Consider the following 3,357-nt stretch of genomic DNA (forward strand, 5'->3'; position numbering starts at 1 on the left):
TGACTTAGAAAACGGCGTACCTACCGATGCTTACGATCTGGAAGATGCCGTAAATGATGGCTTTCTAGTCCCACCCAAAGCCGTATCAGTGCCGCTTAAGTTCCAACGGGAAGGAATCAACTACAACGAACTATCTGAAGCAGAAAGAGAAGAATGGGACGCTGTGGAATGGGATGACGAAGGCAACGCACCAGATCGCGTAGAAGCTGAAGCAATTAGCAAGTGGTTATTCAATAAAAATACGGTAGATAAAGTATTGGCGCATCTAATGACTAGGGGTTTAAAAGTTGCAGGTGGTGATCGCCTGGGCAAAACTATTATCTTTGCTAAAAACCAAGATCATGCTGATTTCATTGCGGAAAGGTTCAATCTCAACTATCCGCATTTAAAAGGAGAGTTTGCCCGCACCATTACCTTCAAAACCACCTACGCTCAAACCCTAATCGATAACTTTTCAAATAAAGACAAAGAACCCCATATCGCTATCTCGGTGGATATGTTAGATACCGGGATAGACGTGCCAGAAATAGTAAATTTGGTACTGTTCAAACTTGTCCGCTCCAAAACCAAATTCTGGCAGATGCTAGGACGGGGGACGCGCCTTTGCCCCGATCTATTTGGTTTGGGTGAAAATAAACAATTTTTCTACCTGTTCGACTATTGCCAGAATCTAGAGTTTTTCCAGCATAATCCAGAGACGACTGATGCCCCAGTAGGTAAGTCCTTGGGTAAGCAGCTATTTACCGCTCGATTGGAGTTGATTGCCGAACTAGATAAAAAGGTTGTTGAGGTTGGCAACACCACCATCAAAGCCCCTCAAGCCTCTGATACAGAATTGCGCCACCAAGTAGCCACTCAACTCCACACCGAAGTTGCTGCCATGAATAGCGAAAACTTCGTAGTGCGCCCCAAGCGACAACTGGTAGAGAAATATGCGAGTTCCGAGGCATGGCAAAATCTCTCAGGGGAGGACTTTACCGCACTAAGCCAAGAACTTGCGGGTTTGCCCTCCCAATTGGCAGCCGAAGCAGAAGAAACCAAAAGGTTTGATATTTTAATGCTGAAGTTGCAACTAGCCTTCTTGCGCTCAGAGCCTGCCTTCGAGCGTTGGCGAGAACAGGTGAAGTCTATTGCTGGATTATTGGAGGAAAAATCGGCTATTCCCTTAGTCAAGGAGCAGTTGCCGTTACTCCAAGATGTACAAACCGACCAATGGTGGCAAGATGTAACCTTGCCAATGTTGGAATTACTACGCCGCCGCTTACGAGAGCTAGTAAAGCTAATTGAGAAGCAGAAACGCCGACCCATCTATACCGACTTTGAGGATGTGATGGGGGATGAGATAACAGTGGAGTTACCTGGCTTTACATCATCGGATGAGTTTGAGAAATTCCGAGCTAAAGCACGGGCTTTTTTGCGCTCGCATCAAGATCATGTAGTTATCTTCAAACTGCGGAAAAATAAGCAACTTACTTCATCCGACCTATCCGAGCTAGAGAGAATCCTTGTAGAGAGTGGCGTAGGTGGGGCAGAAGATATTATTCGAGCCAAAGCAGAATCCCCAGGTCTAGGTTTGTTTGTCTGCTCCTTAGTAGGACTAGATCGTGAAATAGCCAAACAGGAATTAGCTAGGTTCCTATCTGGCAAAACGCTAAACTCTAATCAAATTGAGTTTGCAAACATGATTGTGGACTACTTAACCGAACACGGCGTAATGGATGCGATACTTCTGTATGAATCTCCATTTACCGACATTACACCACAGGGTCCAGATGGATTATTTACTTCGTCCCAAGTAGATGAATTGGTTTCTCTGCTTGAAGAAGTTTATGCACGGGCAGTAGCGTAGGAAGAAGTGTATCCAATACGATTAGTGTTCTGGAGAGGCAAACGGATTATTCACAGACTTGAGTTAATGCCTGTCATTGATAATAAATATTTTGCTTATGGTTTTTGGCACAAGCAAGAGGAACTTTTTACGGCTCGTAAGGAATATGCAATAGCTGGACGGCTTGCTGCTTGGCTTCCTCTCCCCGCAGATCGTATTTTTGGGTAGTAGCTGGGTCGGCGTGTCCGGCAAGACGGCTGGTGGTCAAAACATCAGCACCAGCAGCTAATAAATTACTAATGAAAGTGCGCCGGAAATCGTGAGGAGAAAAAGCAGCAACAGAGGCAAGTTTTGCCCGTCGAAGCAACATTGTCATTACCGATTGGTCAGTCATCCTTCTTAGCTCAATATGACCGCCGCGCCTAATTGGACAAATTAGAGCGCCAGGAGCGTCGCCTCTAACTTTGAGCCAGTCTTTTACCGCAGCGACAGCGCCCTGCGGTAGGTACACGATCCGAGATTTACTCCCCTTTCCCTTGCGAACAATCAACGCACCTGTTTCGCGGTTGAAGTCTTGCACTTCAAGATCCACAAGCTCCGAGCGCCGTAATCCAGAGCCACTTAAAATCGCAATTACTGCCGCATCTTTAGCACCAGCAGGTGAGGAGTCATCTTTGCAAACTTTTAGAAGCTCTGCAATTTCACTGGTTTTTATGATTCGTCCTCTTTGAGGGGAATCGCCCCGTATATTGGAAATATCTACAGCCCTAGCATAATCATCGGCACTCATCAACTCCAGTCGTAGGGCTTCTTTAAGAGTCCGTCGCAACGCGCAGAGCATTCGGTTAGCGGTGGCAGGTGCATATTGTTCCATTAACACTGCTCGGATTGCCGCTGTATGTTGATATTTTAGAGCAGCCCAGTCCAAAGTCAGCGCGTCACCCTGCCCATTAGTTAGAATTCGAGCGATCGCATTTAGAGCCTTCCTCATGGTTCGCCGCGAGCCAGCAGTCAAGCTAGATAAATATACTGCTGCGGGTTGGCGTGTGAGGGGAGTGGCACTGGTTAAAATTAAATTAGATGGCGATACGAACAGTTCTGTCATCGCGGGCGCATTAGGGTGGGTAAAGCAAAGTTTCCATAACCTATTTAACTAGAGCGCTCTACCGCTTGCCAATTTAATGGCGGGAATAATCGTATGGATTAAAATATCTGCTAATTAAGATTAGCAGATATAAATTGAGCAAAACATAATATGGCTGAAATCTGTATATAGTAATTTTTTCCAGCGAAGTGGCACTAAATCACACCTATCTCGGCTTAACCCCAAATTGACGATTTACTCATTTCAACTGGGTGAGCCGGAGGCTGAGACGAATTGTCGTTGTGAGACTTATAAGGTTGCTCAGAATAATCTGCTATAGAAGCCGTGGAGGTTTGAGCTGGTAATTGAGCGCTAACAACATTGCCGTTGAACTACGGCATTCTTCCTAACTTTAGAGCTTCTTCCGCAGGCTTTGCTCCTATCA

The 3,357-nt window shown here is 45.8% G+C and carries 2 protein-coding genes; one reads left to right on the forward strand and one right to left on the reverse strand.

Annotation, left to right across the window (positions count from 1 at the left end):
- Positions 1-1,849: type I restriction-modification enzyme R subunit C-terminal domain-containing protein (locus ACEW80_RS26375; protein ID WP_373529439.1), on the forward strand; the 1,849-nt coding region annotated here is incomplete at its 5' end.
- A gap of 127 nt (positions 1,850-1,976) precedes the next feature.
- On the opposite strand, the gene ACEW80_RS26380 is transcribed toward ACEW80_RS26375, so the two are convergent.
- Complete coding sequence (locus ACEW80_RS26380) at positions 1,977-2,933, reverse strand: tyrosine-type recombinase/integrase (RefSeq protein ID WP_373529440.1); 957 nt, start codon at positions 2,931-2,933, stop codon at positions 1,977-1,979.
- Positions 2,934-3,357: the final 424 nt, after the last annotated feature.

It is taken from the genome of Nostoc sp. (assembly GCF_041747015.1).
Taxonomy (GTDB): domain Bacteria; phylum Cyanobacteriota; class Cyanobacteriia; order Cyanobacteriales; family Nostocaceae; genus Nostoc.